This is a genomic window from Polaromonas sp. CG_23.6 (assembly GCF_029892315.1).
In the GTDB taxonomy this organism is placed as follows: domain Bacteria; phylum Pseudomonadota; class Gammaproteobacteria; order Burkholderiales; family Burkholderiaceae_C; genus Polaromonas.
Window position 1 is genome coordinate 2116685 of the sequence record NZ_JARXUY010000001.1, and the last position, 26554, is coordinate 2143238.

General features: G+C 59.9%; 20 protein-coding genes. 17 read left to right on the forward strand and 3 right to left on the reverse strand.

Annotated elements, in window-relative coordinates; genetic code table 11:
• The 13 genes from rseP to H4V98_RS10110 all read left to right on the forward strand — a co-directional run bounded on the left by rseP (position 1) and on the right by H4V98_RS10110 (position 14889).
• The gene (gene rseP, locus H4V98_RS10050; RefSeq protein WP_196863857.1) at positions 1-1377 is read left to right on the forward strand and encodes an RIP metalloprotease RseP; all 1377 of its coding nucleotides are present in this window, start codon (positions 1-3) and stop codon (positions 1375-1377) included.
• A 13-nt stretch (positions 1378-1390) separates the two neighbouring features.
• Positions 1391-3691: an outer membrane protein assembly factor BamA gene (gene bamA / locus H4V98_RS10055; protein ID WP_196863858.1), complete on the forward strand. Its 2301-nt coding sequence runs from the start codon at positions 1391-1393 to the stop codon at positions 3689-3691.
• Positions 3691-4197: an OmpH family outer membrane protein gene (locus tag H4V98_RS10060; RefSeq protein ID WP_196863859.1), complete on the forward strand. Its 507-nt coding sequence runs from the start codon at positions 3691-3693 to the stop codon at positions 4195-4197. The genes bamA and H4V98_RS10060 overlap by 1 nt, the downstream gene beginning before the upstream one ends.
• A 46-nt stretch (positions 4198-4243) precedes the next feature.
• Positions 4244-5314: a UDP-3-O-(3-hydroxymyristoyl)glucosamine N-acyltransferase gene (gene lpxD, locus H4V98_RS10065; RefSeq protein WP_196863860.1), complete on the forward strand. Its 1071-nt coding sequence runs from the start codon at positions 4244-4246 to the stop codon at positions 5312-5314.
• Positions 5311-5751, forward strand: a complete 441-nt coding sequence (fabZ, locus tag H4V98_RS10070; protein WP_036810831.1) for a 3-hydroxyacyl-ACP dehydratase FabZ — start codon at positions 5311-5313, stop codon at positions 5749-5751. Before lpxD ends, fabZ begins: the two co-directional genes overlap by 4 nt.
• A gap of 10 nt (positions 5752-5761) precedes the next feature.
• Positions 5762-6574 carry an acyl-ACP--UDP-N-acetylglucosamine O-acyltransferase gene (gene lpxA, locus H4V98_RS10075; protein WP_196863861.1) on the forward strand — a complete coding sequence of 271 codons (813 nt, stop codon included), beginning with the start codon at positions 5762-5764 and terminating at the stop codon, positions 6572-6574.
• A 94-nt stretch (positions 6575-6668) separates the two neighbouring features.
• Positions 6669-7808, forward strand: a complete 1140-nt coding sequence (gene lpxB, locus H4V98_RS10080) for a lipid-A-disaccharide synthase (RefSeq protein WP_196863930.1) — start codon at positions 6669-6671, stop codon at positions 7806-7808.
• Positions 7780-8397, forward strand: coding sequence for a ribonuclease HII (gene rnhB, locus H4V98_RS10085; RefSeq protein ID WP_196863862.1), 618 nt, complete (start codon positions 7780-7782; stop codon positions 8395-8397). The genes lpxB and rnhB overlap by 29 nt, the downstream gene beginning before the upstream one ends.
• Entirely contained in the window at positions 8394-9179 is a 786-nt protein-coding gene (locus H4V98_RS10090; protein ID WP_196863863.1) for an RNA methyltransferase, read from the forward strand. The genes rnhB and H4V98_RS10090 overlap by 4 nt, the downstream gene beginning before the upstream one ends.
• A 257-nt stretch (positions 9180-9436) precedes the next feature.
• Entirely contained in the window at positions 9437-10618 is a 1182-nt protein-coding gene (gene carA / locus H4V98_RS10095) for a glutamine-hydrolyzing carbamoyl-phosphate synthase small subunit (protein WP_196863864.1), read from the forward strand.
• On the forward strand, positions 10611-13853 hold the full coding sequence (gene carB / locus H4V98_RS10100; RefSeq protein WP_196863865.1) for a carbamoyl-phosphate synthase large subunit: 3243 nt from the start codon (positions 10611-10613) through the stop codon (positions 13851-13853). The genes carA and carB overlap by 8 nt, the downstream gene beginning before the upstream one ends.
• 119 nt (positions 13854-13972) lie before the next feature.
• The gene (greA, locus tag H4V98_RS10105; protein ID WP_196863866.1) at positions 13973-14449 is read left to right on the forward strand and encodes a transcription elongation factor GreA; all 477 of its coding nucleotides are present in this window, start codon (positions 13973-13975) and stop codon (positions 14447-14449) included.
• On the forward strand, positions 14449-14889 hold the full coding sequence (locus H4V98_RS10110; protein WP_196863867.1) for a DUF4149 domain-containing protein: 441 nt from the start codon (positions 14449-14451) through the stop codon (positions 14887-14889). Before greA ends, H4V98_RS10110 begins: the two co-directional genes overlap by 1 nt.
• Before the next feature lie 53 nt (positions 14890-14942).
• Here the strand turns inward: H4V98_RS10110 and folD are convergent, their stop codons facing one another.
• The 3 genes from folD to H4V98_RS10125 form a co-directional block, all read right to left on the reverse strand.
• Complete coding sequence (folD, locus tag H4V98_RS10115) at positions 14943-15788, reverse strand: bifunctional methylenetetrahydrofolate dehydrogenase/methenyltetrahydrofolate cyclohydrolase FolD (protein WP_196863868.1); 846 nt, start codon at positions 15786-15788, stop codon at positions 14943-14945.
• A gap of 84 nt (positions 15789-15872) precedes the next feature.
• Positions 15873-16499 (reverse strand): response regulator transcription factor, encoded by a 627-nt coding sequence (locus tag H4V98_RS10120; RefSeq protein WP_196863869.1) that lies wholly within the window; start codon positions 16497-16499, stop codon positions 15873-15875.
• Between the two features lie 45 nt (positions 16500-16544).
• The gene (locus tag H4V98_RS10125) at positions 16545-19115 is read right to left on the reverse strand and encodes a PAS domain-containing sensor histidine kinase (protein WP_196863870.1); all 2571 of its coding nucleotides are present in this window, start codon (positions 19113-19115) and stop codon (positions 16545-16547) included.
• A 271-nt stretch (positions 19116-19386) separates the two neighbouring features.
• On the opposite strand from H4V98_RS10125, the gene aceE reads away from it, so the two are divergent.
• Genes aceE through lpdA form a run of 4 tightly spaced genes read left to right on the forward strand, consistent with a single transcriptional unit; the run spans position 19387 to position 26390 of the window.
• Positions 19387-22122 (forward strand): pyruvate dehydrogenase (acetyl-transferring), homodimeric type, encoded by a 2736-nt coding sequence (aceE, locus tag H4V98_RS10130; protein WP_231374771.1) that lies wholly within the window; start codon positions 19387-19389, stop codon positions 22120-22122.
• Between the two features lie 43 nt (positions 22123-22165).
• Positions 22166-23923, forward strand: a complete 1758-nt coding sequence (aceF, locus tag H4V98_RS10135) for a dihydrolipoyllysine-residue acetyltransferase (protein WP_196863871.1) — start codon at positions 22166-22168, stop codon at positions 23921-23923.
• The gene (locus H4V98_RS10140) at positions 23920-24510 is read left to right on the forward strand and encodes an MFS transporter (RefSeq protein WP_196863872.1); all 591 of its coding nucleotides are present in this window, start codon (positions 23920-23922) and stop codon (positions 24508-24510) included. Before aceF ends, H4V98_RS10140 begins: the two co-directional genes overlap by 4 nt.
• Positions 24507-26390: a dihydrolipoyl dehydrogenase gene (lpdA, locus tag H4V98_RS10145; protein ID WP_196863873.1), complete on the forward strand. Its 1884-nt coding sequence runs from the start codon at positions 24507-24509 to the stop codon at positions 26388-26390. The genes H4V98_RS10140 and lpdA overlap by 4 nt, the downstream gene beginning before the upstream one ends.
• Positions 26391-26554 lie beyond the last annotated feature (164 nt).

A 26554-nucleotide genomic window follows, 5' to 3' on the forward strand; every position in this document is an offset into this window, starting at 1 on the left:
ATGCTGACGCTCATTTCATTTCTGGTGACCCTTGGAATTCTGATTGCCGTGCACGAGTACGGCCATTACAGGGTGGCCGTGGCCTGCGGCATCAAGGTATTGAAGTTTTCCATCGGCTTTGGCAAGCCGCTTTTTACCTGGCGGCTGAAGGGCAAGGACACTGATTTTTCTATCGGCATGCTGCCGCTGGGCGGCTATGTGAAGATGCTTGACGAACGGGAAGCGCCTGTCGATCCGGCCGAGCGCCATCTCGCGTTCAATACCCAGCCGCTCAAGTCACGTGCCGCGGTCGTGGCAGCGGGGCCGCTGGCCAACCTGCTACTGGCCGTGCTGCTGTATGCGGTGGTGAACTGGAGTGGTGTGCAAGAACCCAAGGCGATACTGGCCAGTCCGGTAGCAGGCTCATTGGCGGCGCGAGCCGGGCTGAGTGGCGGCGAGATTGTTCAGAAGGCGGCTTTCGACGGCGAGGAGCTGGAAACGGTTCGCTCGTTTGAAGATCTCCGCTGGCGCCTGACCCAGGGCGCGCTGGATGGGCAAGATTTGCAACTGCTGCTCGGCGCCGAAGCAGGCGCATCGACACGAACAGTTATGTTGTCACTCAGCAAACTTGATGCCGCCAATGCCGATGCCCAACTGTTCCGAAAAATCGGCATCACCGGGCCATGGACCGCACCTGTGATTGGCGAAGTCATGGTGGCCAGCGCCGCTGAAAAATCAGGCCTTAAGGCGGGCGATGTGGTTCAGCGAATTGGCGATATCTCAATCGTCGATGGCCAGCAGTTGCGTGACACCATTCGCTCCTATGCCCAGTCGCCAGAGGCAAGCCAAGGCGCCGTGGTACCTCAAAGCTGGCGGATTTTGCGGGCGGGGCAGCCACTCGCCTTGCTGGTCACCCCTGAAATTCGCCAGGAGAACAATGTAGCGGTGGCCCGCATCGGCGCTTACGTCGGCGCGCCGCCTGAATTTGTCACGGTGCGTTATGGCCCGCTCGATGGCCTGTGGCAAGGCGCTGTCCGTACTTGGGAAGTGTCTGCGCTAACCCTGAAGATGATGGGAAAAATGGTCATCGGTGAAGCATCGTTGAAGAACCTGAGTGGTCCGCTCACCATTGCCGATTACGCCGGCAAGTCTGCCACCATGGGATGGACGTCTTATCTTATATTTCTGGCCCTGGTCAGTGTCAGTCTGGGCGTGTTGAACCTGCTGCCGCTGCCGGTTCTGGACGGTGGTCACCTGATGTATTATCTTTGGGAATGGATCACCGGTCGGGGCGTGTCTGACGCCTGGATGGACCGTCTGCAGCGCGGTGGCGTTGCAATTCTCCTGGGCATGATGAGCATTGCCCTTTTCAACGATGTCACCCGGCTTGTCGGCTAACTCCTCTCAATTCATGCAAAAGAAATTCAATCGTCTTCAAGTTCGTGCTGTCTGCGCCATCGCAGCCAGTCTGTTACTCGCCAATACAGCCTGGGCCGTTGACCCTTTCACCGTTCGGGACATCCGGGTCGAAGGTCTTCAGCGCGTTGAGCCCGGCACCATTTTTGCCTCGCTGCCTTTTAGGGCTGGTGAAACCTACAACGACGACAAGGGCTCCAGCGCCATTCGCGCATTGTTTGGTCTGGGCCTTTTCAAGGATGTGCGGCTTGAAGTCAATGGCGATGTGCTGGTTGTGATTGTCGAAGAGCGTCCTACCGTCGCCGACGTGGACTTTGTCGGGACCAAGGAGTTTGACAAGGACGTTTTGAAAAAGGCGCTTCGCGATGCCGGTATCGCTGACGGCCAGCCGTTCGATAAAGCACTGGCTGACAAGGCTGAGCAAGAACTCAAGCGCCAGTACATCAACAAGAGCCTGTATGGCGTCGAGGTCATCACTACCGTCACACCGATCGAGCGCAATCGCGTCAACCTGACCTTTAACGTGGTTGAAGGTGATGTGGCAAAAATCAACGAAATCCGCATCACTGGCAACAAGGCATTCAATGATTCGACGTTGCTCGGACTGTTCGATCTGAACACCGGCGGCTGGTTGAGCTGGTACACCAAATCAGACCGTTATTCCCGCCCCAAGCTGAATGCAGACATTGAGTCTTTGCGTTCTTATTACCTGTCGCGTGGCTACCTGGAGTTCAAGGTAGACACTTCGCAGGTGGCGATTTCTCCGGACAAGCAGAGCATTGCGATCACGCTGAACGTGACAGAAGGCGAGCGTTTTGTTGTGTCGGGCGTCAAGCTGGAAGGCAACTTCCTGGGCAAGGAGGAAGAATTCAAGTCCTTGGTGGTCATCAAGCCCGGCGAGCCTTACAACGCAGATTCGGTGGCTGAAACCACCAAGGCCTTTACCGAGTATTTCGGTGTGTTTGGTTTTGCTTTTGCCAGGGTCGAGGCGGTTCCCCAGATCGACCGCGCGAACAACCGCGTGGCTTTTGTGCTTCAGGCGGATCCTTCCCGTCGTGCCTATGTGCGGCGCATCAATGTGTCGGGCAACAACCGAACCCGCGACGAAGTAGTGCGCCGCGAATTTCGCCAGTTCGAGTCGTCCTGGTACGACGGCGACAAGATCCGCCTTTCGCGCGACCGCGTCGACCGCCTGGGCTTTTTCACCGAAGTGAATGTGGAAACGCAGGAAGTCACGGGTACACCCGATCAGGTGGACATCACCGTCAATGTGGCTGAAAAGCCCACCGGTAATTTGCAGCTGGGCGCCGGCTATTCCAGCGCTGACAGTGTCTCGCTGATGTTCGGCATCAAACAGGAAAACGTCTTTGGCACAGGCAATTACCTGGGCATTGAAGTCAACACCAGCAAGTCAAATCGCCAGTTGGTGTTGAGCACGATCGATCCCTATTTCACGGCCGACGGCATTTCGCGCTCTATTGACGTTTATGACCGGACCTCGCAGCCGCTTTCAGGGCAGGGCGGCGACTACAAGTTGAAGACCCGCGGTGCAAGCATCCGTTTTGGCGTTCCGTTCACGGAAACCGACACGGTTTACTTTGGCACCGGCTACGAGTCTTTGACCATCGTTCCCGGTACCAACCTGCCCGTCAGCTACCAGGACTATATTAATAAATTCGGTGAAAAGAGCAATTCGATTCCCTTGACAGTGGGATGGTCACGCGACAGCCGCGACAGTGCCCTGGTGCCCACCTCGGGACGTTTTCAACGGGTTTATGGCGACTGGGGTATTGCTGGCGACATCAGGTTTGTGCGTGCCAATTACCAGATCCAGCAGTACATTCCGCTGAACAAGCAATTCACAGTAGCCCTGAACGGTGAACTGGGCTGGGGCAAAGGACTGAACGGCCAACCTTACCCACTGTTCAAAAATTACTATTCCGGTGGCTTGGGCTCGGTGCGCGGTTTCCAGCAGGGATCGCTGGGTCCTCGCGACAGTACCGACCTTTCCGTCGGCGCACCGAAAAAGCTGACACTCAATGCCGAATTGATCGCGCCGTTTCCAGGGGCTGGAAACGACCGCACCTTGCGCATGTACGGATTTGTCGATGCCGGCAATGTGTTCAAGGACAGCTATAAACTCAGCGGCCCTGATGGCCTCAGGGTGTCTACCGGTCTTGGCATCAGCTGGATTTCCCCTGTCGGCCCGTTGCGCATTGCTTACGCCGTGCCCCTTCGTAAACAGGCCGGCGATAAAATCGAACGTTTGCAATTCCAAATTGGTACCTCTTTCTAATGAAAAATTTTTCCAGCAAAATTCTCCTCGGCCTGGTGATTGCAGTCGCCGGTTTTTCCGCCAGCGCGCAGGAATTCAAGGTGGGCGTCGTCAACCTCGACCGCATTTTCCGCGAAGCCAATTCGGCCAAGGCGGCCCAGACCAAGCTGGAGCAGGAATTCAGCAAGCGTGAAAAAGAACTGACCGATCTTGGAACCCAGTTAAAAACCCAGTCGGACAAATTCGAGCGTGAAGCGCCGACACTGGCGGAAAGCCAGCGAACCGTGCGCCAGCGGCAACTGGTTGACCAGGACCGGACCTTTCAGACGAAGCGCCGGGAATTTCAGGAAGATCTGAGCGCCCGCAAGAATGAAGAGCTGCAACTGGTGATCGAACGTGCCAACAAGGTCGTCAAAACCTTGGCAGAAACTGAAAAATACGACTTGATTCTTCAAGAATCGGTATACGTGAACCCCAAGCATGACATCACCGACAAGGTGATCAAGGCGCTGAACGCTTCCAAGTAATTTCCGTTGGTGTGCATAAGCATGAGCGTGGAAAAGGCTGGCCTGCATGACGCTCAAACTTGCTGACATCACCCGGCTGCTGGGCGACCAGGTGCCGGCCGAACTGATCGGAAACCCGGAAGTGCTGATTGAGGGGCTGTCCACCCTGGACGCATCGGGTCCGAACGAACTTACCTTCCTCAGCAATCCGAAGTACCTCGGACAGTTTGCGCAATCCGGGGCAGGCTGCGTGATCGTCGCGCACTCAGTCCGCGATGCGGCACTGAAGCGCGGTTCCTGCATCGTGGTGAACGATCCCTACCATTACTTTGCACTGGTCACCCAGCTCTGGAAAAGGCTGCATGCGCCAGATACCGCGCCCGCCATCCATTCCAGCGCGCTAATTGATCCGACCGCCCGCATTGGCGCGAATGTGTCGATAGGTGCATTCGCCTGCATTGAGGCTGGTGCAGCGATTGGCGAAGGTGCCCGGATTGGCGCGCATTGCGTCATTGGCATGAATGCCTCTGTTGGTGCACACAGCAGGCTTTCAGCGCGCGTGACAGTGGCTGACGGTTGCAGCATCGGTGAGCGCTGCATCATCCATCCCGGCGCCGTGATTGGCGCGGACGGCTTCGGCTTTGCGCCGCACGGCGGCCAGTGGGTCAAGATCGAGCAGCTGGGCGCAGTGCGCATCGGCAACGACGTGGAAATCGGCGCCAATACCTGCATTGACCGGGGCGCCCTGCAGGACACTGTGCTTGAAGACGGTGTCAAGCTCGACAACTTGGTACAAATCGGCCACAACGTCCGGGTAGGCCGGCATTCCGCGATGGCTGGCTGCGCAGGTGTCGCCGGCAGCGCGACGATTGGGGCGCATTGCACCGTCGGCGGCGGTGCGATCGTGCTGGGTCATTTGAGGCTGGCGGACGGTGTACATGTCTCGGCAGCCACGACCGTGACCCGGTCGCTGTTAAAGCCTGGCCATTACACCGGCCTGTTTCCCATCGACGACAATGCCGCCTGGGAAAAGAATGCCGCCACGCTCAAGCAGCTTCATGCGCTGCGTGAGCGGCTCAAACAAACAGAAAAAACCCTGCTGCAACTGCAGGCTAGATTCAAAGAAGAAAAATCATGATGGACATTCACCAGATTCTCAAGTTATTGCCGCACCGTTATCCCATCTTGCTGGTCGATCGGGTGCTTGAAATTGAAACCGGCAAAAGCATCAAGGCGTTGAAAAACGTCACGATCAATGAGCCTTTTTTCATGGGCCATTTTCCAAAGCATCCGGTCATGCCCGGGGTGCTGATGATCGAAGCGATGGCGCAGGCGGCGGCGCTTCTGTCGTTTTCCACGCTGGGCGTCACGCCCGACGACAAGACGGTGTATTACTTTGCCGGCATCGACGGCGCGCGTTTCAAGCGTCCGGTGACCGCTGGAGACCAGATGATCATGGACGTGAGCCTGCTGCGCATGAAGGCTGGAATTTTCAAGTTCAAGGGCGTGACGCGAGTTGACGGAAACATTGCCTGTGAGGCCGAACTGATGTGCACTATGCGCACAGTGGCCTGAGGGCGCGGTCATGACGCTGGCAGCCGAGCCTTCGGGCATCCATGCGACGGCCCTGGTTGACCCCCGCGCCCAGCTCGACAGTTCGGTGACTGTCGGGCCCTACACGGTGATCGGCCCCCATGTCAGCATAGGCGCTGGCACGACGGTCGGCGCACATTGTGTGATCGAGGGCCACACCCGCATTGGCATTGACAACCGCATTTTCCAGTTCAATGCGCTGGGCGGTGTGCCGCAGGACAAGAAATACGCTGGCGAGCCGTGCGAGCTGGTCATTGGCGACCGCAATACGATTCGCGAGTTCTGCACCTTCAACATCGGTTCGCCCGGCGACCTGGGCGTGACCCGCATGGGCAACGACAACTGGATCATGGCTTACGTGCATGTGGCGCATGACTGCGTGGTCGGCAACCAGACGATTTTTGCCAACAACACCACGCTGGGCGGTCATGTTCACGTTGACGACTGGGTGATCCTCGGCGGCTTTACCGGCGTACACCAGTTCGTGCGGCTGGGCGCCCACAGTTTTACTGCTGTTTCTTCAGTGGTACTCGCTGATTTGCCACCCTTTGTAATGTGCCAGGGCCAGCCCGCCAAAGCGCGCTCGATGAACTTTGAAGGCTTGCGCCGCCGGGGTTTTTCAGCTGACCGTATTTCGGCTGTCAAGGCCATGCACAAGGCGCTGTACCGCGGCGGGTTGACACTGGAACAGGCCAAGCTGAATATTGCTGAATTGACTCAAAAATATCCGGAGTCCATGCCAGACGTGCAGATGATGCTTTCGTTTCTAGAGCAATCCTCGCCGCAGCGCGGTATCGTTCGCTAAAGCCGCAATGTCGGCCGCGCCACTGCCCCTGCCACTGCGAAGTGAGCAGGGCTTTTCTGTCCGCTCCAGTGCCCCCTCGGCCCCTGACATCGCCATGGTCGCTGGTGAAACCTCGGGTGACCTGCTGGCAGGCTTGCTGCTTGACGGCCTCACATCACGCTGGCCTGCCTTGACGTCTGGCGGCATCGGCGGCGCACAAATGGTCCGTCGGGGATTTCAGGCCTGGTGGCCGAGCGAAAAACTGGCTGTTCGCGGTTATGTCGAGGTGCTGCGTCACTACCGCGAAATTTCCGGTATCCGCGAGCAACTGAAAAAACGCCTGTTAACGGACCCCGGCAATCGTCCCGATGTCTTCATCGGCATTGACGCGCCTGATTTCAACCTCGGGCTGGAGGCGGCGTTGAAGGCTGGGGGCATCAAGACGGTGCAGTTTATCTGTCCCTCGATTTGGGCGTGGCGGGCCGACCGGGTGGAAAAAATCAGACGCAGTGTTGACCATGTGCTGTGCATCTTTCCATTTGAACCGGCCCTGCTGGCTGCTCACGGAATTGCCGCGACCTATGTCGGCCATCCGCTGGCGGCCGTGATTCCAATGCAGCCGGACCGACAGGCGGCCCGCCACGCGCTGGGCTTACCCGACAAGGCCACGGTCGTCGCCATTTTGCCTGGCAGCCGGAAATCGGAAATCGAGTACCTGGCTTTAAGATTGTTTCAGGCTGCAGCGCTTGTCAAGCGGGCATACCCCGCGATTCAATTCATAGTGCCGGCGATTCCGGCGCTGAAAGCTCTGATCGAGCAACTGGCTGATCAGGCTGGCGTCCGCGCCGATGTGCAGATCGTTGCTGGTCAGTCGCACAGGGTACTGGCGGCCTGTGACGTCACCCTGATCGCCAGTGGTACCGCGACATTGGAAGCGGCACTGTTCAAGCGCCCTATGGTGATTGCCTACAACATGAACTGGCTGTCGTGGCAGATCATGCAGCGCAAGCAACTGCAGCCTTGGGTCGGCCTGCCGAATATTTTGTGCCGCGATTTTGTCGTGCCTGAACTGCTGCAGGATCAGGCAACGCCCGAGGCGCTGGCGCAAGCGCTGCATGAATGGATTGATGCAAAATCATCGGCCCCTGAAAAAATCAGAGCCGTTGAACAGCGATTTACCCAGCTGCATGCAGAACTGCAGCGAGACACTTCCCAATTGACCACCGATGCAATCCAGAAAATCCTTGAAACCTGAACAGACTGTCTTTTCGTGGGACACGCCCGGCTTGATGGCCGGTGTCGACGAAGCCGGACGCGGGCCGCTGGCCGGACCGGTGGTGGCGGCAGCTGTCATTCTGGATCCTTTCAATCCCATCGCGGGCCTGGCCGATTCAAAAAAACTCACGGCGTTGCGACGCGAGAAGCTGTACGACGAAATCCAGGCCAAGGCGCTGTGCTGCTCGATTGCCATGGCGAGCGTGGAAGAAATTGACAGCCTGAACATTCTGCAGGCGACTTTGCTGGCCATGAAGCGGGCGGTAGAAAACCTTCGGCTCAAACCGTCAAAGGTGCTTGTCGATGGCAACCAGTTGCCCCGGCTGCTGATCCTGGCCGAGGCGATTGTCAAGGGCGATGCGCTGGTTCCGGCCATTTCGGCAGCGTCGATTCTGGCCAAGGTCTACCGCGACCGTTGGTGCGGCGACTATCACCTGCTTTACCCGCAATACGGTTTTGCCGGCCACAAGGGTTATGGAACGGCCAAGCACCTGGCTGCCTTGCGCCAGCACGGTGCGTGTCCGCAGCATCGGCGTTCGTTTGCGCCTGTGGCTGGGGTGTTGCGATGAGCAGCGGTTTTTCTGTTCCGGTCACGCATGTTTCGTCACGCGACAATATTCTGGTCAAGGACCTGCACCGGCTGTCGCATGACAACACCGCTTACCGCAAGCAGGGCCGCGTCTGGCTGGAAGGCGACCACCTGTGCCGAGCCGCACTGGCGCGCGGCCTGAAACCAGTCATCGCAGTTTTTTCAGAGTCTTTTTGGCCTCTGGCGCACGCCGAGTGGGCATCAGTAGCTATGAAAAACATAGTGATAGCCGATGCACTGCTGCCCGATATCAGCGGACTCGAATCGCCAGCGCGCATGGGCTTCGTGCTCGAACTGCCAGCCGTGCCCGAAGTCCAGCCCGGCGCTGCGTCGGTCATTCTGGACCGTGTGCAGGATGCCGGGAATGTCGGCTCCATCCTGCGCAGCGCGGCGGCTTTTGGTTTCAGCCAGATCATCGCGCTCAAGGGAACAGCCGCGCTGTGGTCGCCCAAAGTGCTGCGCGCCGGCATGGGCGCGCATTTCGCCCTGCGTCTGATCGAAGGCGTTGACCCCGAGGCATTGTCGGGACTCACGGTGCCGATTGTGGTGACCAGCTCGCACCACGGCAGCTTCGTACACCAGCAGAAATTGCCAATGCCGTGCGCCTGGGCCATGGGCCATGAAGGGCAGGGCGTCAGCGATGACCTGATGGCCAGAGCCAGCCTGAAGGTGCGAATCGACCAGCCGGGCGGCGAGGAGTCACTCAACGTCGCCGCAGCAGCAGCCATTTGCCTTTACGCAAGTTCGCTTTCCGAAACCTGAGCAGCAAAGCGGCGAAACTTCAAGCAGGGGCCGCGGAACTGGCTTCGCCAGGCCGCAGGCGAAGCGGCCCCCTCGGGGGGCAGGGAGCCACACAAAGTGGGCGACCGTGGGGGCGTTATATAATCAGTGGCTTTTCAAAACACAGCTTCGCCCAAGCGCATACAAAGCCATCCCCCTTCACAAAAGCCGCCTGCAAGCGTCTGAAAAAGACGCTTCCTGTGCTTGCTTGGGCGAACCGTACACAACCGGAGAACCCAGTGCTTTTGTCTCTTCAGGGAAATACCCCGCCCGCCATTTTGGCGCTCGCAGACGGCACGGTCTTTATTGGCAATTCGATTGGCGCTCCAGGTGCCACGATCGGTGAGGTGGTGTTCAACACCGCCATGACCGGCTACCAGGAAATCCTCACGGACCCGAGCTATTGCCAGCAGATCGTCACCCTTACTTATCCGCATATCGGCAACTACGGCATTAATGCCGAAGACGTCGAAGGCAGCAAAGTCCACGCCGCCGGCCTGATCATCAAGGACTTGCCGCTGATCACGTCGAACTTTCGCGCGTCCATGACGCTGGCCGAATACCTGGTTCGCGAAAACATCGTGGCAATTGCAGGGATTGACACCCGCCAGCTGACGCGCCACCTGCGCATCCACGGCGCGCAAAATGGCTGCATCCTGGCGCTAGCGTCCGGAGAAGCTGTCAGCCAAGCGGCCATTGACAAGGCGATTGCCACCGCCAAGGCGGCGCCCAGCATGGCTGGCCTTGATCTCGCCAAGGTCGTGTCGGTCAAGCACACCTACGAATGGACACAGACCGAATGGAAACTCGGCTCGGGCTACGGCGTGCAGATCACACCGCGCTTTCATGTCGTTGCCTATGACTTCGGCGTGAAGAAAAACATCCTGCGCATGGTCGCCGAACGCGGCGCGCGCATCACGGTGGTGCCGGCGCAGACATCGGCGGCCGATGTGCTCAAGCTCAATCCGGACGGAATTTTCCTGGCCAACGGCCCGGGCGATCCGCAGGCTTGCGATTACGCCATTGCGGCGATTGGGGAATTGATCGAAACCGGCATTCCGACCTTCGGCATCTGCTTGGGCCACCAGATCATGGCGCTGGCCGGCGGTGCGAAGACTTTCAAGATGAAGTTCGGCCACCACGGCGCGAACCATCCGGTGAAAGACCTGGACACCGGCCGCGTCAGCATCACCAGCCAGAACCACGGGTTTGCGGTCGATGAAACCACACTGCCCGCCAACCTGCGACCGACGCACATCAGCCTGTTTGACGGCACGCTGCAGGGTCTGGCCCGCACCGACAAGCCGGCGTTCTGCTTCCAGGGCCACCCGGAAGCGTCACCCGGACCCCACGACATTTCCTACCTGTTCGACCGCTTCACAGCGCTGATGGCGCAAAGCCAGGAGAAGAAGAATGCCTAAGCGCACAGACATCAAATCAGTTCTCATCATTGGTGCTGGCCCGATCATCATCGGCCAGGCCTGCGAGTTTGACTATTCCGGCGTGCAGGCCTGCAAGGCGCTGCGCGAAGAGGGCTACAAGGTCATCCTGATCAACAGCAACCCGGCCACGATCATGACCGACCCGGCGACAGCGGACGTCACCTACATCGAGCCGATCACCTGGCAGACGGTGGAAAAGATCATCGCCAAGGAACGGCCCGACGCGATCTTGCCGACCATGGGCGGACAGACGGCGCTTAACTGCGCGCTCGATCTGTGGCGCAACGGCGTGCTGGAAAAATACGATGTCGAGCTGATCGGCGCCAAGCCTGAAGCCATCGACAAGGCTGAAGACCGCCTGAAGTTCAAGGACGCGATGACCAAGATTGGTCTCGGTTCGGCGCGCTCGGGCATTGCGCACACCCTGGAAGAAGCCTGGACCGTGCAGAAAACGCTGGGTTTCCCCACCGTGATCCGCCCCAGCTTCACGCTGGGCGGCACGGGTGGCGGCATTGCCTACAACCCGGAAGAGTTTGAGGAAATCTGCAAGCGCGGCATTGAAGCGTCACCGACCAGCGAGCTGCTAATTGAGGAATCGCTGCTCGGCTGGAAAGAGTACGAGATGGAAGTGGTGCGCGACACCGCTGACAACTGCATCATCGTCTGCTCGATTGAAAATCTCGACCCGATGGGCGTGCACACCGGCGACTCGATCACCGTCGCGCCGGCCCAGACGCTGTCGGACAAGGAATACCAGATCCTGCGCAATGCTTCGCTGGCCGTGCTGCGCGAAATAGGCGTCGATACCGGCGGCTCCAACGTGCAGTTCTCCATCAATCCCGATGACGGCCGCATGGTGGTGATCGAGATGAATCCGCGGGTGTCGCGTTCGTCGGCGCTGGCGTCCAAGGCCACGGGTTTCCCGATAGCCAAGGTTGCCGCCAAGCTGGCCGTCGGCTACACGCTCGACGAGCTGCGCAACGAGATCACCGGCGGCGCAACGCCGGCCAGCTTCGAGCCGAGCATCGACTACGTGGTCACCAAGATTCCACGTTTTGCGTTTGAAAAATTCCCGACCGCCGATTCGCGCCTGACGACGCAGATGAAGTCGGTTGGTGAAGTCATGGCCATGGGCCGCACCTTCCAGGAATCGTTCCAGAAAGCCCTGCGCGGGCTGGAAGTCGGCGTGGACGGCATGAACGAGAAAACCCAGGACCGTGAAGTGCTGGAAAAGGAACTCGGCGCGCCTGGGCCCGACCGCATCTGGTACGTGGGCGACGCGTTCGCCATGGGTTTGAGCGTCGATGAAGTTTTTGCACTGACAAAAATCGACCGCTGGTTCCTAGTGCAGATCGAGCAGATCGTCAAGATTGAGCTGGAGCTGGAAACCACGACGCTGGACAAGATCGATGCCGTCACCCTGCGCGCGCTGAAGCAAAAAGGATTCTCTGACCGCCGCTTGGCGCGCCAGCTCAAGACCACCGACACCGCGATCCGCGAAAAGCGTATTGCGCTGGGTGTGCGTCCGGTCTACAAGCGGGTCGATACCTGCGCGGCCGAGTTTGAAACCAACACCGCCTATTTGTATTCGACCTACGAGGCTGAGGGCAGCGAATGCGAAGCCGCGCCCACGGACAAGAAAAAAATCATGGTGCTGGGCGGCGGTCCGAACCGCATCGGCCAGGGCATCGAGTTCGACTATTGCTGCGTGCACGCTGCCATGGCGATGCGCGAGGACGGCTACGAGACCATCATGGTCAACTGCAATCCTGAAACCGTTTCGACCGACTACGACACCAGCGACCGCCTGTACTTTGAGCCGCTCACGCTGGAAGACGTGCTGGAAATTGTCGACAAGGAAAAGCCGTTTGGCGTGATCGTCCAATACGGCGGGCAGACGCCCTTGAAGCTGGCGCTGGACTTGGAAGCCAACGGCGTGCCCATCATCGGCACCTCGCCCGACATGATCGACGCCGCCGAAGACCGCGAGCGCTTCCAGAAGCTGCTGCACGCACTCGACTTGCGCCAGCCGCCCAACGCCACGGCCCGCACCGAGCCGGAAGCGTTGGAAAAAGCCGCCGCACTCGGTTACCCGCTGGTGGTGCGCCCCAGCTATGTGCTGGGTGGTCGCGCCATGGAAATCGTCCACGAGCAGCGCGACCTGGAGCGCTACATGCGTGAAGCGGTCAAGGTCAGCCATGACTCCCCGGTGCTGCTGGACCGCTTCCTGAACGACGCCATCGAATGCGATGTCGACTGCATCCGCGATTCGGAAGGCAAGACCTTCATCGGCGGCGTGATGGAGCACATCGAGCAGGCCGGCGTTCACAGTGGGGACTCGGCGTGTTCGCTGCCGCCGTATTCGCTGAGCCTGGAAACCGTCACCGAAATCAAGCGCCAGACCGCCGCCATGGCCGAAGCGCTGAACGTGGTCGGGTTGATGAATGTGCAATTCGCCATTCAACACATCGACGGCCTGGATGTCATCTACGTACTGGAAGTCAATCCGCGGGCATCACGCACCGTGCCTTTCGTCAGCAAGGCCACCGGCATCCAGTTGGCCAAAGTGGCGGCGCGCTGCATGGTCGGCCAGTCGCTGGCATCGCAGGGCGTGACGCGCGAAGTCACCCCGCCGTACTTCAGCGTCAAGGAAGCCGTGTTTCCCTTCGTCAAGTTCCCCGGCGTGGACACGATTCTCGGCCCCGAGATGAAGTCCACTGGCGAGGTCATGGGGGTTGGCAAGACCTTTGGCGAAGCGTTCGTGAAGTCGCAGATCGGCGCCGGCACGAAGCTGCCCACGTCCGGCAAGGTTTTCCTGACTGTCAAGAACAACGACAAGGCGCGCGCGGTGGACGTGGCGCGTGCACTGGTTGAGCTCAAGTTCGAGCTGGTGGCCACCAAGGGAACAGCCGCGGCCATCAATGTGGCCGGCATTGCCTGCGGCGTGGTCAACAAGGTGACGGAAGGGCGGCCGCACGTTGTGGACATGATCAAGAGCAACGAGATTGCGCTGGTCATCAACACCGTGGAAGAACGCCGTAACGCGATTGCCGATTCACGGCAGATCCGCACTTCGGCCCTGCTGGCCCGTGTGACGACCTTCACCACCATTGCAGGCGCTGAAGCGGCGGTTGAAGGCATGAAGTACCTGGACAACCTGAGCATTTATTCGATCCAGGAACTGCACGCCCAACTGGCAGCGCAGGCAGCTTGACGATCAGGTGAAACTCCCGGTTGACCTTGCCGAACATGCATTAAACTAAAACGTCAAGACGATCAAACATACCGCCGCCAGGTGACTGGTGGCGGTTTCGCATTTTGCAGGACCCAAACATGACCACCTTACCCATCACCAAGCGCGGCGCGGAAAAGCTGAAAGCCGAATTGCACAACCTCAAGACGGTTCAGCGCCCGTGGGTCATCAATGCGATTTCAGAAGCGCGTGCCCAAGGCGACCTGAGCGAAAACGCCGAATACGAAGTCGCCAAGGACCGCCAGGGTTTCATCGAAGGCCGCATCCAGGAAGTCGAAGGCAAGTTGTCAGCGGCCCAGATCATTGATCCCACCACTTTCGAGCCGGGCACACGCGTCGTGTTTGGCTCGACCGTGAAACTGGAAGACGAAGCCACTGGCGACAGCGTGACCTACCAGATCGTGGGTGAAGACGAGGCTGACATCAAGCTGGGGCTGGTCAACATCGGCTCGCCGATTGCCCGCGCGCTGATTGGCAAGGACGAGGGCGACAGCGCAGAAGTGCAGGCACCTGGCGGCATCCGCCGCTACGAGATCGTGTCGGTCAGCTACCTTTGATGCAGCCGCCAGCGCGTCAGCGAATCGGGCTGCTGGCGGCGGCCCTGTGGTGGGGCAGCTTGACGGCACTGGGTTTTGTCGTCGTGCCGATGCTGTTCATGCACCTGGGAAGTCCGGCGGCTGCAGGCGCCATGGCGGCCAAACTGTTTGGCGCGCAAACCTGGCTCAGCACGGGTTGCGCCTTGCTGATGTTGCTGGTGTTTAATCAAAAAGACCTGTACGCGCAAGCAGCACCTGCGCAAGCAGCTATGAAATTCATAGTAGCTGGCATGTTGCTGGCCTTGCTGGTTGAATTTGCCGTGGCACCGCGCATTGTCAGCGCCCGCGTTGACGGCGGCAACCTGCGGCTCTGGCATGGGTTGGGCAGCGCGATGCTGGTGGGCCAGTGGCTGTGCGCCGGGTTCGCGCTCTGGCGCCTGAGCGCCCGCCCGGAGCGGTAACCACGCAGCGCCGTATCACGGCACGCTGAATGAGCAATGGCTCGCTGCCTGATCTAGCCGCGTTCAGCAGCTTCCAGGGTGTTGACCAGCAGCATGGTGATGGTCATCGGGCCCACCCCGCCGGGCACGGGTGTGATGTAGCTGGCCACTTCCTTGACGCCGTCAAAATCCACGTCGCCGCAAAGTTTGCCTTCATCGTTTCGGTTCATGCCCACGTCGATCACCACCGCGCCGGGCTTCACCATGTCGGCGGTCAGCACGTTGCGCTTGCCGACTGCCGCCACAATCACGTCGGCTTGCAGTGTCATGGCTTTCAAATTGGCGGTGGCGCTGTGGCAAATCGTGACGGTGGCGTTTTTCTGCAGCAGCATCAGCGCCATTGGCTTGCCGACGATGTTGCTGCGGCCAATCACCACGGCATGCTTGCCGCGAAGATCGTAGCCGATGCTTTCCAGCATCTTCATGCAGCCATACGGCGTGCAGGGCCAGAAACCGGGCTGGCCGACCATCAGCGCGCCGGCGCTGCCGACATGAAAGCCGTCCACGTCTTTTGCCGGTGAAATCGCCTCGATGACCTTTTGCGCGTCGATGTGCGCCGGCAGCGGCAATTGCACCAAGATGCCGTGAATCGCCGGGTCGTTGTTCAATGCGTCGACGCGCGCCAGCAGTTCGGCTTCGCTCATGGCGGCCGGGTAGCGCTCCAGCACTGAATGCAGACCGTTGTCTTCGCAGGCCTTCACCTTGTTGCGTACATACACCTGGCTGGCCGGGCTGTCGCCGACCAGTACCACAGCCAGTCCCGGCGTGATGCCCCGGGCACGCAGGGCGGCTGCACGAACGGCAACTTCGCCTCGCAGTTGATGCGAAAGTGCAATGCCATCGATGAGTTGGGCGGTCATGTTCTTAAGTTTCAAGTAAAAACGCCCGTCAGCGCAAGTGCCACGGGCGTAGGCTGCTATTAAAAACGGAGTATTTGATGCGAGTCAGACCTTGGGGGCAGTGGAGCCCAAGGCGATTTTCAACAGGTCCGCCACGGTGTTGGCATTGAGCTTTTCCATGATGTTGGCGCGGTGCGCCTCGACCGTCTTGATGCTGATGCCCAGGTCGTCGGCAATTTGCTTGTTCAGGCGGCCGGCAACGATGCGGTCCAGAACCTGCGCTTCGCGTGACGTCAGCTTGGCCAGCAACGCGTCGCGGCTGGCCGACTGCTGGTGGTCGTTGAAGGCATCCTTGGCCTGCGCCAGCATGCGCTCGACCAGGTCGACCAGCGCGGCTTCCTGGAAGGGTTTCTGGATGAAATCCATCGCACCTTTTTTCATGGTGTCCACGGCCATTGGCACGTCGCCGTGGCCGGTAATGAAGACGATCGGCAGCGGCGACTTGCGTTCCAGCAGGCGGTCCTGCAACTCCAGACCGGTCATGCCGCCCATGCGGATGTCGACGATCAGACAAGCCACCTCACGCGCATCGTAGCGGCTCAAAAACGTTTCGGCTGAATCAAAACAGCGCACCCGGTAGTCCTTGCCTTCAAGCAGCCATTGCAGCGAGTCACGAACGCCTTCGTCGTCATCGACGACATAGACAGTGCCTTTTTTGGGTATCAAACTCATGCCTTGCTTTCTTCGTAAACTTGAATGGAAATGGTGGCGTTTTTTCTAGGAACTGCCCGCAGTTTCGGCAGTTATGGTATCGGTGGCAGAGGCTGCCGGTGATGTCAAGGGTATTAGCGGAATCCAGAAGGTAAACCGGCAGCCGATAACGTCGTCGCCATTGTAGAGGTTGACCGCTTCCAGCCTGCCCTGGTGGGATTCGACAATGCTGCGGCACAGTTTCAGGCCAATTCCCATGCCTTCGGCCTTGGTCGAATAGAAGGCCTCAAACAAACGCTCCATGACCTCGGGCGTCAGTCCCCGGCCGGAATCAAGGACCGAAAACTCGACCACGTTCTGGCCGTTGATCTGCTTTGGCAGCACTTGCAGCTCGACATTGCGCTGGGCTGTGGGCCGGTGCGACTGGGCAATCGATTCGGCCGCATTCTTCATCAGGTTGATCAGCACCTGTTCAATCAATATCCGGTCCACCATCACGTCGGGCAGGCGGGCGGCAATGTGGTGCGTCAGCCGCACATGGTGGCGCCGGAGTTCGATTTCCGCCAGTTCCATGGCATTGCTCACCAGTGTCGCCACATCTGCCGAAGTGCGGTTGGGTTCGCTGCGTTTAACGAAGGCGCGGATGCGCTGAATGATCTGCCCGGCCCGCCAGGCCTGCTTGGCAGTTTTCTCCAGCGCCACCAGCAGGTCGTCATTGCTGATCTGGTTGGCCTTGATGCGCGACACCATGCCGTTGCAGTAGTTGTTGATGGCGGTCAGCGGCTGGTTCAACTCATGCGCCACGCTTGACGCCATTTCGCCCATGGTGATCAAACGGCTGGCGTTTTGCGCGCGTTCGTTTTGCTGGGCGGCCTGTTCCTCTGCATGGCGGCGCGGAGTGATGTCGGTGGCAATCACCATCTGCGCCAAACGGCCATCGACCCAGGTCAGGTAGCGGGAACGCACTTCCAGCCATTTGGCGAGTTCGGGAACAAAGATTTCGGCATTTGCAGTCAGCGCATCGGTCAGCGCCTCAGTCGGAAAACCGGCCATGTCGTCCACCGCATCCTGGGCATCGCCCGATGGGTTGAGGGTAGGCACGCCGACTTGCGCCACAAGGTTGACATGGCTTGAGCCCTGGCCACCAAACCATGAACGGTACAGCCGGTTGGCAAACAGCAGTTCGCTGCCACCCATCGGCGCCACGGAAACCGCAGCGTCCAGTCCTTCAAGGACGGTGGTGAACCGTTCGTAGGAGGCGGTGAGTTCCTCGCGGATGCGCTTGGGTTCGGTGATGTCGGTCATCGACGTCATCCAGCCAGTTTGTTGGCCCCGCGGATCGATCAAAGGCGACACGTACAGGCGGGCATCGAAGGTGTTGCCGTTCTTGCGTTTGACGCGTACTTCGAAGCCGCCGGCCGGCGTTCGGCCGTGGAGTTCATCTTCGAGCCGGCCCATCAGCGTGCCGATTTCTGACTCGGGCCAATGTGGAAATGGCGCGGTACAGCCGACGAGTTCGTCTTCCGTCAGCCCGGTCATCTGGCAAAAAGCCGGGTTGACATAGGTGATGCGGCCCTGCAGGTCGAGCGCGCGCATGCCGGTCAGCATCGAGTTTTCCATCGCACGCCGAAAATGGGTTTCGGTCTGCAATGCCTCTTGTGCCTGTACCCTGCGCCGGGTATGGCGCCAGTTGCCCAGCAGCATCCACACGGTCAGTGCACTCAGCGCGCTGACCAGCCAGAAAAAGCCGCTGCCCACCACGCCCTGCGAGGCGCGGTAGCCTTCGGCCCGGATCAAGAGGCCATTGCCCACGGGCGACACCGGAATTTCGTATTTGGCCGCGTCTTCGGCCCAGGGCAGCCACCGTGCCGCACCATTGCGGGCCGGCGGCAGGTTGCCTGCCAGCACAGTCTCTTTGTCGTCCACCAGGGCAACCGCGTACTTGGCGGTGATTTCCGTAGGAATGCCAAAGCGCAGCAGCCCATCCACTGAATACTCCCCCATGATCACACCAGCGAATCGGCCTTGTTCATCCAGTGGAACCTGCAATTGCAGGCTCGCTGCGTTGGAGCGCCGGGTGTCCTGCAATAACAAGGGTCTGGAGTAAACCGGCTGGCGCAGGTCGCGTGCCAGTTCGTAGGTGCCGTCGGTCTCACCCAGCCTGAGCGGCTCGCCGACAGTACGCGGCCCCATGGCGTTGGCACTGGGTGAAACATACGATGCTTTGATGCGCCGCCGGTTGTCGATCCAGGTGATCGCCATCAATTCCGGATTCTGGTTCACCAGCGCTTCTGCCTGAATCAGAAATTCTTCGACATCAATCTCTTTGTTGGACACGTCCCGGCCGATTCGCATCAATTGCTCCTGCCGTTCCAGCAGCCGCAGCCTAAGGCGTTGCTGGGCATATTCGACATCACGGGTGACCGCCTGCTGTTCGCGGTCTATTTCTTCAATGCGCAGGTAGCCAAATGCGGCGATCACAGCCGCCAGAAACAGAACCACGGAAAACAGCGGTCCCAACGCAATGAACCGGTCCTGGCGAGACGGGGACTGTTTGCGCCACCAGCGCCGCCATAGCGGGACGGACGCTGGATTGACCGTGGCGTCGGTGGAAGGGGAGAGCGGAAACTGGGACATGGGAAAACAAGTGATTTTAAAGTGAACAGGTCCACATGACAGATGCAGTTACAAATCCATAAGTTCAATGTAGGTAAGCAATGAACAAGTCATAAAATTTCATCATGCAAAATTGAAAAGCACAATTTGAAATTTACAAATAATTGTGAGAAACTAGGCGCTTAAACTTGGTTTCAGTTTAAAAACGGGACCTGAACGCGCGCCCGCAAGGCTGAACATTGCCTTGCATGGGTTCAAAGTAACAAGCGAAAAGATTTATCCAGGAGACAAAATGGCAGCCAATCCAGACGAAACCCAGCAAACCGGCATTTCCCCCGCCGGCGCTTACCTTGAGCCGGTGCAGGACAAAGACACGCAGGAGACGCGCGAGTGGATGGATGCGCTGTCCGCCGTCATTGAAAGCAACGGCCCCGAGCGCGCTCACTTCCTGCTTGAGCAACTGCTCGAACATGCCCGCCAGAACAGCATCGACATGCCTTTCTCGGCCACCACCGGTTATGTCAACACCATTGAGACCGACCAGGAAGAACGCTCGCCCGGCAACCTGATCATCGAGCAGCGGCTGCGCGCCTACATGCGCTGGAACGCCATGGTCATGGTGGTGAAGGCCAACCGTCTGCACCCTGCCGACGGCGGTGACCTGGGCGGTCACATCGGTTCGTTTGCCTCGCTCGCTAGCCTGTTTGGCGCCGGTTTCAACCATTTCTGGCATGCCGAGAGCGAAAACCACGGCGGCGACTGCCTTTACATTCAGGGCCATGTGTCGCCCGGCGTGTATGCACGCGCCTACCTTGAAGGCCGTCTGAGCGAAGAGCAACTGCTCAATTTCCGCCAGGAAGTTGATGGCAAGGGCTTGTCGAGCTATCCGCATCCCAAGCTGATGCCCAATTTCTGGCAGTTCCCTACGGTGTCGATGGGCCTGGGCCCGCTGATGGCGATTTACCAAGCCAGGTTCCTCAAGTACCTGCATGCACGCGGCATTGCCAACACCGAAAACCGCAAGGTCTGGGTGTTTTGCGGTGACGGCGAGATGGACGAAGTCGAATCGCTGGGCGCCATCGGCCTGGCTGCGCGTGAAAAGCTCGACAACCTGGTCTTCGTCATCAACTGCAACCTGCAGCGGCTCGACGGCCCGGTGCGCGGCAACAGCAAGATCATCCAGGAACTCGAAGGCGAATTCCGCGGTGCCGGCTGGAACGTCATCAAGCTGATCTGGGGTTCTGGCTGGGACCCGCTGCTGGCTCGCGACACCGAAGGTGCGCTCAAGAAGATCATGATGGAGTGCAACGACGGCGACTACCAGTCGTTCAAAGCCAATGACGGCGCCTATGTGCGCAAGCACTTCTTCGGCCGCGACCCGCGCACGCTGGAAATGGTTTCCAAGATGAGCGACGACGACATCTGGAAGCTCACCCGTGGCGGCCACGACTCGCAAAAAGTCTATGCCGCATTCCATTCAGCGGTGAACCACACCGGCCAGCCCAGCGTGCTCTTGATCAAGACCGTCAAGGGTTTTGGCATGGGCAAGATTGGCGAGGGCAAGAACAATGTCCACCAGACCAAGAAACTGGGCGACGAGGACATCAAGGCCTTTCGCGACCGTTTCAACATTCCGATCCCCGACAGCCAGCTGGCCGAACTGCCGTTCTTCAAACCGGCCGACGACACCCCTGAAATGCAGTACTTGCATGAACGTCGCAAGGCGCTGGGTGGCTATCTGCCGCACCGCCGCACCAAAGCCGATGAAAACTTCACCGTGCCGGCCATCGAGACCTTCAAGGCCGTGATGGAGCCGACCGCCGAAGGCCGTGAAATCTCGACCACCCAGGCGTATGTGCGTTTCCTGACGCAGTTGCTGCGTGACCAGGCGCTCGGCCCGCGCGTCGTGCCGATTCTGGTGGATGAAGCCCGCACTTTCGGCATGGAAGGCTTGTTCCGCCAGATCGGCATCTACAACCCCGCCGGCCAGCAGTACACCCCTGTCGACAAAGAACAGGTGATGTACTACAAGGAAGACAAAAAGGGCCAGATCCTGCAGGAAGGCATCAACGAGGCCGGCGGCATGAGCAGCTGGATTGCGGCGGCCACCAGCTACAGCACCAACAACCGCATCATGGTGCCGTTCTACGTGTACTACTCGATGTTCGGTTTCCAGCGCATCGGCGACCTGGCCTGGGCGGCGGGCGACATGCAGGCACGCGGTTTCTTGCTGGGCGGCACTTCGGGCCGCACCACGCTGAACGGCGAAGGCCTGCAGCACGAAGACGGCCACAGCCACATCCTGGCCGGCACGATTCCGAACTGCATCAGCTACGACCCGACCTACGCGCACGAAGTCGGCGTGATTCTGCACCACGGGCTCAAGCGCATGGTTGAAAAGCAGGAAAACGTCTACTTCTACATCACGCTGCTGAACGAAAACTACGCCATGCCCGGCCTCAAGCCCGGCACCGAAGAGCAGATCATCAAGGGCATGTACCTGTGCAAGGAAGGCCCCAAGCTGGCGCCGACCGTGCAGTTGCTCGGCTCGGGCACCATCCTGCGGGAATCGATTGCCGCGCAGGAATTGCTGGAAAAAGAGTGGGGCGTTTCTGCCAATGTGTGGAGTTGCCCGAGTTTTAACGAGCTGGCACGCGATGGCCAGAACACCGAGCGCTGGAACCTGCTGCATCCGCTGGAAACCCCGCGCACCTCGTTCGTCGAGGACCAGTTGCAAGCCCATGCCGGCCCGGTCATTGCCTCGACCGACTACATGAAGGCCTTTGCCGAGCAGATTCGCTCCTACATCCCGAAGGGCCGCACTTACAAAGTGCTGGGCACCGACGGTTTTGGCCGCAGCGATTTCCGCAGCAAGCTGCGCGAACACTTCGAGATCAACCGCCATTACATCGTCGTGGCGGCGCTGAAGGCGCTCAGCGAAGAAGGCACGGTGCCGGTTGCCAAGGTGGCCGAAGCGATCCGCAAGTACGGCATCAATGCCGACAAGATCAATCCGCTTTACGCTTGACGTAAAAATTCAGTCCAAGACGCAAGCAAACGGAGACAAGAACATGGCATTGGTAGATATACAAGTCCCTGACATTGGCGATTTTGATGAAGTCACGGTGATCGAACTGCTGGTCAAGCCCGGCGACAGCGTGACGGCCGAGCAGTCGCTGATCACAGTCGAGTCGGACAAGGCCTCGATGGAAATCCCGTCCAGCCATTCCGGCGTGGTGAAAGAGATCAAGATCAAGCTCGACGACAAGGTCAAGCAGGGCTCGGTCGTGCTGACGCTGGAAGTTGAAGGCGCTGCGGAATCGGAGCCAAAACAGGCTCCTGCGCAGGCTGCGCCTGCTGCGGCAGCTCCTAAAACCGAAGCAACGTCTGCGCCGGCACCAGCCGCGCCAGCCGCAGCCCCGGCAGCCCCGGCAGCCGCGACGGCTGGCTTGGTCGAAGTCATGGTTCCCGACATTGGCGACTTCAAGGATGTGGTCGTGATCGAGGTGCTGGTCAAGACGGGTGACACCGTCAAGGTCGAGCAATCGCTGATCACCGTGGAATCCGACAAAGCCTCAATGGAAATCCCGTCCAGTCATGCCGGTGTGATCAAGGAGCTCAAGGTCAAGCTGGGCGACACCATCAACATTGGCGACCTGCTGGCGATTCTGGAAGGCGCTGCCAGTGCTGCTGCTCCCGCGCCCACCGCCGCACCTGCGCCGCCAGCACCGGCCACTGCTGGCGGCAGCCCCGACCCCGCTGCAGCCAATGCCGCCGGCAGCGCCAAAGGCTATGGCGATCCTGCGCCAACCCCGACCGCAGCAGCACCCGCCGCCGCCCAGGCCCAGCCCGCGCATGAACCCATGGCCGCAACATCGACCAGTCTGCCGCATGCTTCGCCTTCGGTGCGCAAGTTTGCCCGCGAACTGGGCGTGCCGCTGGCCGAACTCAAGGGCTCCGGCCCCAAGGGCCGCATCACGCAGGACGATGTCCAGGCTTTCACCAAGTCAGTGATGACGGGCGACACCCGCACCCAGGCGCAGGCAGCCAAGGCGCCCGCGCCGGCTGCTGCAGGCGGTGGCGGCACCGGTGCCGGCCTGGAACTGTTGCCCTGGCCAAAGGTCGACTTCACCAAGTTTGGCCCGGTCGAGCGCCAGCCGCTGTCGCGGATCAAGAAGATCAGCGGCGCCAACCTGCACCGCAACTGGGTGATGATTCCGCATGTCTGCAACCACGACGACGCGGACATCACCGAACTCGAAGCCTTCCGCGTGCAGATGAACAAGGAAAACGAAAAATCCGGCGTCAAGATCACGATGCTGGCTTTCCTGATCAAGGCCGCGGTGGCCGCGCTCAAGAAGTTTCCGCAGTTCAATTCCTCGCTCGACGGCGACCAGCTGGTGCTCAAGCAGTATTTCAACATTGCCTTTGCCGCCGACACACCAAACGGCCTGGTCGTTCCGGTCATCAAGGACGCCGACAAGAAAGGCATCATCCAGATCTCGCAGGAGATGGGCGAGCTGGCCAAGAAAGCGCGCGACGGCAAGCTCGGTCCGGCCGACATGCAGGGCGCGTGTTTTACGATCTCGTCGCTGGGCGGCATTGGCGGGCGTTACTTCACGCCCATCATCAATGCGCCTGAAGTCGCCATCATGGGCGTGTGCAAGAGCCGCATCGAGCCGGTCTGGGATGGCAAGGCTTTTGCGCCACGCCTGATGCAGCCGCTGTCGCTGAGCTGGGACCACCGCGTGATCGATGGCGCGGCGGCGGCGCGTTTCAATGCGTATTACGGCCAGGTGCTGGCGGACTTCCGCCGAATCTTGCTGTGACCACGCTGGTGGTTGTCAAGAAAGCGGGTCAGGTCGTGATGGCTGCCGACACGCTTGTGACCTTTGGCGATACCCGCCTGAGCCACCGCTTTGAAAGCAACAGCAAGATTTTCAAGGTCGAGACGCCGCAAGGGGTCAGTCACATCGGCATGGCCGGAACCGTGGCGCACTTTCCCGTGCTGCGCAAGGCCATGTCGACGCTGCCCCCCGAGGAACTTCGGCTGAACAGCCGCGAGGAGGTGTTCGACACCTTTCTCCGGCTTCACGCCATGCTCAAGGAATCGTTTTTCCTGCAAAGCAAGGAAGACGACAACGACCCTTACGAGTCCAGCCAGTTCACCGTGCTCATTGCCAACGCCACCGGCATTTATGGCCTTTACAGCTACCGGGAAGTCTTTGAATTCAAGGAATTCTGGGGCGTGGGCTCGGGCCGCAGCTTTGCGCTGGGTGCCATGCATGCGAGCTGGGCCAAGGCCAGAACCGCCCGCGAGGTGGCCATGGCCGGAATGAACGCCGGTTGCGAATTCGACAAGAATTCCGGTGGACTGATTGACCTATTCACCCTCAAATTGAAAGCCTCCTCATGAGTGCCTCTGCAAACTTCATCGACATCAAGGTGCCCGACATTGGCGACTTTGATGAAGTCTCCGTCATCGAAGTGCTGGTCAAGGCCGGCGACACCATCAAGGCCGAGCAAAGCCTGATCACTGTGGAAAGCGACAAGGCTTCCATGGAAATCCCGGCTTCGCAAGGCGGCGTGGTCAAGGACATCAAGGTCAAGCTTGGCGACATGGTCAAGCAGGGCTCGGTCGTACTGACACTGGAAGTCGCTGGCGCCGCGAATGCCGCAGCTGCGCCGGTTGAAGCACCAAAACAGGCTGCCGCGCAGGCTGCACCTGCACCTGCTGCTCCTGAAAAAGCAGCGCCTGCTGCAGCAGCTCCAGCCACTACGCCAGCGCCAGCCGCCGCCAGCTTCGGCGGCACGGCCGATCTGGACTGCGACCTGCTGGTGCTCGGCGCCGGTCCCGGCGGCTATTCGGCCGCCTTTCGTGCCGCCGACCTGGGCCTCAAGGTGGTGCTGGTCGAGCGCTATGCCGCGCTGGGCGGCGTCTGCCTGAACGTTGGGTGCATTCCGTCCAAGGCGCTGCTGCATGTCGCTGCCGTGATGGACGAAGTCAGCCACATGGCGGCTCTTGGCATTGATTTTGGAGCGCCCAGCGTCAACATCGACAAGCTGCGCGGCCACAAGGAAAAGGTCGTCAACAAGCTGACGGGCGGGCTGGCCGCGATGGCCAAGATGCGCAAGGTCACTGTCGTGCGCGGCTACGGCGCTTTCGTCGGTGCCAACCACGTGGAAGTCGAGGAAACCGGCGGCACGGCGCAGGAAAAAACCGGCAAGAAGCAGACCATCGGTTTCAGGAACTGCATCATTGCTGCGGGCAGCCAGGCCGTGCGCCTGCCCTTCATGCCGGAAGACCCGCGCGTGGTGGACTCTACAGGCGCGCTGGAGCTAAAGGAGGTTCCCAAGCGCATGCTGATCCTGGGTGGCGGCATCATCGGCCTGGAAATGGGCACCGTGTACAGCACGCTGGGCGCGCGCCTGGACGTGGTGGAAATGCTCGACGGCCTGATGCAGGGCGCAGACCGCGACCTGGTCAAAATCTGGCAGAAGATGAACGCACCGCGTTTTGACAACATCATGCTCAAGACCAAGACCGTGGGCGCCCGGGCCACGCCCGAAGGCATTGAGGTGACATTCGAGAGCGCCGAGCCGGGCGGCACGGCCCCTGCGCCGCAGGTGTATGACATGGTGTTGCAGGCTGTGGGCCGCACGCCTAACGGCAAGAAGCTGGCCGCCGACAAGGCCGGTGTCAGCGTGACCGATCGCGGTTTCATCAACGTCGATATCCAGATGCGCACCAACGTGCCGCACATCTTCGCCATCGGCGACATTGTTGGCCAGCCGATGCTGGCGCACAAGGCGGTGCATGAGGCGCACGTGGCGGCCGAAGTGATTGCCGGTGAACTGCAAGGCAACAAGGAACTGGCCAGCGCTGCATTCAATGCCCGCGTGATCCCGAGCGTTGCCTACACGGACCCCGAGGTGGCATGGGTCGGCCTGACCGAAGACCAGGCCAAGGCGCAAGGCATCAAGGTCAAGAAGGGCCTGTTCCCGTGGGCCGCTTCAGGCCGCGCGATAGCCAATGGCCGCGACGAAGGCGTGACCAAGCTGCTGTTTGACGACAGCCCGGAGGCGCACGGCCACGGCAAGATCCTGGGCGGCGGCATGGTCGGCACGCACGCGGGCGACATGATCGGCGAGATTGCGCTGGCGATTGAAATGGGCGCCGACGCGGTGGACATCGGCAAGACCATCCATCCGCATCCGACACTGGGCGAGAGCATTGGCATGGCAGCAGAAGTGGCGCATGGCAGCTGCACTGACTTGCCGCCGATCAGGAAATAGGTATTTGCGGCGCCATGCCGGGTTTGAACGCTTCGGTAAAACAAAAAAGCCTCGTGTCCCTTTGAACGTGCAGGAGCCTTTTGGTTTTTTAATGCTGAGATTTCAGTCGACTTCAAACGAAAAAGCCGCCTTGCACATACGGCGTATGCGCAAGGCGGCTCTCA